General features: G+C 46.1%; 3 protein-coding genes and 1 pseudogene. All 4 read right to left on the reverse strand.

Features of this window, described 5'->3' with window-relative positions:
* Nucleotides 1-99 precede the first annotated feature (99 nt).
* Nucleotides 100-681 carry a site-2 protease family protein gene (locus L2082_RS18675; protein ID WP_446012142.1) on the reverse strand — a complete coding sequence of 194 codons (582 nt, stop codon included), beginning with the start codon at nucleotides 679-681 and terminating at the stop codon, nucleotides 100-102.
* 97 nt (nucleotides 682-778) lie between these two features.
* Nucleotides 779-3,535: a CBS domain-containing protein gene (locus L2082_RS18680; protein WP_446010979.1), complete on the reverse strand. Its 2,757-nt coding sequence runs from the start codon at nucleotides 3,533-3,535 to the stop codon at nucleotides 779-781.
* Between the two features lie 142 nt (nucleotides 3,536-3,677).
* Nucleotides 3,678-3,908 (reverse strand): hypothetical protein, encoded by a 231-nt coding sequence (locus tag L2082_RS18685; RefSeq protein WP_446010978.1) that lies wholly within the window; start codon nucleotides 3,906-3,908, stop codon nucleotides 3,678-3,680.
* A gap of 148 nt (nucleotides 3,909-4,056) precedes the next feature.
* Nucleotides 4,057-4,152: pseudogene (locus tag L2082_RS18690) on the reverse strand (transposase); the annotation flags it as partial.

Genomic DNA, 4,152 nt, shown 5'->3' on the forward strand with positions numbered 1-4,152 from the left:
TCCCTTGGTTACCAATGACAAATCGTTTTTTATTACATTAATACCAGAAAAATCTCAAATGTCCATTTTTTTCTGGTGTAAAATTAAAAGATTAACCAGCTAGCAGAAAAAGGCTGTCAGGGGCCTGTAAAAGAGAACCAACAAAAGAATAATGCTATAGGGCTCCAGGCGAGCATAACTGGCTGCCTGTTCAGCGGGCAAAACCCCCATAAGAATCTTTGAGCCATCCAAGGGCGGGACAGGCAACAGATTAAACACTGCCAACATCACATTAATCCAAACCGATGCGGCAAGCATAGCAAAAACAGGATCACCAATAAACGCAGGAGGCTCAGGCAATAAAATAAATAAACGCAGGAGCACGACACTACAGATAGCAAGCAGCATATTCGCAACAGGACCTGCAAGTGCTGTCACCAACATCCCTTTTTGCGGATTGCGAAAATATTTTGGATTTACCGGAACAGGTTTAGCCCACCCCACCTTTATGATAAAAAAAGCGAGCACCCCAAAGGGATCAAGATGTTTAAGCGGATTCATGGTCAATCTGCCCTGGTCCTTTGCTGTGGGATCACCCAGTTTCCAGGCAGTATAGCCGTGAGCCAACTCATGACAGGTCAGGGCAAAAAGAAAAGGAGGTGCTATAATAATGAGTTGCTGGATAGTACTCTTTATGTCCATAGGTTGTTTTGTACGTAGAAACAGAATGAAACGATACTCAATGATCGGTTATTATCGGCGGTTGTATCTGTAATTCTTTGGGGCCAAAGTAGAGTGCTCAGAACTTTTCAGGAATGTGTATACAAGAATCTACAGGGTATTGCTGTTGAATCAGGGCAAGGGCCTCCTCTTTACGGGTAATCTCTCCATTCAGTTGTGCCCCTAACACATAATTCATCATCAGCCGAAAGGACGTTCCCGGAGTATACCCCAGATTCATAAGATCCTGACCATTGATGAGGTTCTGCACACCACGCAAATGGGTAACATAATGCGAGACCTGTTGGCGAATATGCTTTTTCCGGGCAATACTCATCAGGTATAAAAGGCCCTCATTTTCCAGTGGATCAAGCAGCCAGTAGAGTTCAGCTGGTTGTATCTCAGGACGGCGTAACATATGGCTGGCAATATGATCTGCTTTGCGTTTTTGGCGCAGCAACTGCTTGCGATGCTTGGGTGGCAATTCAAAGCGATGGCAAAAATTACGTAATTCCTGGGCACGGGAACGGCTGAACACGGCCAACAGGCAAACCATCCACATCTTGCAATGGCTTGCCTTTTTCTCCACCTCTTCTAAAAAAAGCAACTTAAACCAGGCAATGGTCTTTTCTGCCTGAGTGAGAATATGAGCAAATCGACGATCAATTTTTAAATTTGGCCGCAGATCTGGCCAGAGTACTGGAAAAAGATGAAAAGCATCCAGCCTGCGCAGAGAGGCTAATGGGTGATCTTCTCCAAGGATCAACTTCAGCTCACTAAAAAAACGGGGCCCGGAAAATTTGTCATACATATGCATCTGTACAGCATTACGGATCAACTTTTCAGAATGCCTGCTGATTGTAAAATCAAGGCGTTGCTCAAAACGGACAGCCCGGAAAATCCGGGTGGGATCTTCTACAAAGCTGAGATTATGAAGCACCCTGATCCGTCGTTCTTTCAGATCATTCTGGGAATTAAAAAAATCCACTAAGGTACCAAAGCGTTCCGGATTAAGATGGATGGCCATTGCATTGATGGTAAAATCACGGCGGAAAAGATCCTGCTTCAGCGAGCTATGTTCCACTGTGGGCATGGCAGCTGGAAAGGCATAGTATTCCAGACGGGCTGTGGCCACATCAATCCGCATTCCATCAGTCAGAATAACAGTAGCGGTGGCAAATTTTTCATGGGTGCGAACTGTGGCCTGTTTGCGGGTAGCCAGTTCTTTGGCAAAGAGAATTCCATCGCCTTCCACCACAATATCAATATCCAGGTTCTTGGTCTGCAAGAGCAGATCCCGGGCAAAGCCACCCACAGCATAGGCATGCGTACCAAGATCCTGAGCGATTTCTCCAATTTCCCGTAGAAGAAGGATAATATTCCGGTGCAGACCGTCGGTCATCAACGAACTGATATTGCGGGTCCGCTCTGTGGATGGATGTTCATCTTCACGAAACAGATTACGGGGCAGATGGGCCGGATCATTAACCAATACATTGAGCAGGTCGGTACGGGTTATAACGCCGCAGATAATCCCTTCCGTACCAGCCTCTTTCCCCTGCTGATCCTGTTGCTGTTCCTCGGGTTTTCGGATAATAGGGATTAATCGCTGATGATTTTCTATGATCAATTCTTGAATATCAGCCTGGGTTGCGCTTTCCGGCAGCACTGCCAGATCAGTGGTCATATACTCGCTGATCGGCATCTCCCCCAGTTGATGGGCAATTGCCTTGGTGACATCCCTGCGAGAAATAATCCCCAGCAATCCCTGAGGATTTTTCCGATCCTTATTATCGCATACCACTGGCAGCACATTAATATTATAGCGGGTCAACAACTCATTTGCCTGCTTATGGGTAACCTCCGGTGTGGCAGTGATAACAGGCCTGGACATGAGTTCACCTGCCATGGCCCTGGGCCTGACATGACGATGCAAGAGAGCAAGCAATTCTTCTTCTGCCTCAAAGAGCGTTTTATTCCGCACCGTAGCTGAAGCAGCAGCAGCATGACCACCGCCGCCCATTGCACGGGCAAGAGTCCCTACATTGACCTCAGGAATCCTGCTCCGACAGATAAGATAGATCCGCTCACCCATGCAGACCAGAGTGAAGATAGCATCCAGATTTTCCATCACCATCACCCGACGCACCAAAACCGCAAAATCATCCACATAGGTAGGCAAGGTCAGACGACTCACCGTCACAGGCACTGAATGAATAGTATAGGTCATGGTATTTTCTAACAAGAGGCTCAGCAAAGAAACCTGTTCAGCAGAAAGATCCTTGGCAATAAACTGATTAACAATATCAAGGTCAGCACCCTGCTCCAACAGCCAGGCCGCAGCCTGTAAATCAGCTGGAGTAGTGGTGGCATAGAGAAAAGAGCCAGTATCCTCATGCAGGCCAAGACTGAGCAGCGTGGATTCATCAGGAAAAAGAGGTATGCCTTGTTCGCGCAGCAGGGCAACAAAAATCGCTGTGGTTGAGCCTACCTGTTGAATATGCTCAACATGCCCCTGCATATCACCTGCTGTATCAGGATGGTGGTCATAGAGATGAAGCTCAATGCCTGGATTGTTCAGACAGGCCTGTAAGGGGCCGAGCCGGCTGGCCTGCCGGGTGTCAACAATAATCAAGCGGGTAACAGCGCTCAGATCAATATGTTTGATCTTCTTAAATCCATAGAGATTACGGATATCCTGGGAAAGAAAATCGCGAATGGGGCGTTCTGCGGAACCGGAAAAAACAAGACTTGCCTTGGGATAGAGCTTCTTGGCTGCCACCATTGAGGCCAGGCCATCAAAATCTGCATTGATGTGGGTAGTGATGATTTCCATGCCCTAAAGCTTACTCTATTCTGAGGAGCAGGTACAATGGTTTTCCGTACAGCAGTTCGAGATGCGTTTTTTTCAACGCAGGCAACTCTGAACATCATTTGCCTCACAACTGAAAAAAAATAACCAAACAATGATAAAAAAATCACGAACCCTTCTTAATCCGCACATCCAAACCAGCCTTGCGGTATGCCTGGGAAAATTTTTCTACCTTTGCCCTGTCATCAGAACTGAAAAGCTTACGGGGACGCCCATTTAACAAGGTCTTCCGCACCTGCTCCTCAGAGAGCTTGGTGATCCGCTGAATCATAACAATACATTCTTTTTCCTTGGCTCCGGTAAACAAACGCCCCTGAGAAATCAAGTGATATTCCATCGAAAGTTCCTATCTTCAAGTCATAAAAAAATATATTCACTAGAGTAACATAAGTTCTCTGTTGATACAAAACGATTTATCTTGTACGTACTCATACTTTTCAAGACAAACTTTTTTGGCTCATCGCAGATTAGTGGGGAACGCCATGTTCCGCAAATACTCTGAGCCTGAAATTTTCAAAATTTCTATATCCAAACGCAGTCCGAATAATGTTTCTTATGCTGTTATTGAGTCCTTCAACAAA

This window comes from Candidatus Electrothrix sp. (assembly GCF_052785085.1).

Excerpts from the sequence above, each read along its gene's own strand:
- L2082_RS18680 (WP_446010979.1), bottom strand. The coding sequence starts at position 3,535 with ATGGAAATCATCACTACCCACATCAATGCAGATTTTGATGGCCTGGCC.
- L2082_RS18685 (WP_446010978.1), bottom strand. The coding sequence starts at position 3,908 with ATGGAATATCACTTGATTTCTCAGGGGCGTTTGTTTACCGGAGCCAAG.
- L2082_RS18675 (WP_446012142.1), bottom strand. The coding sequence starts at position 681 with ATGGACATAAAGAGTACTATCCAGCAACTCATTATTATAGCACCTCCT.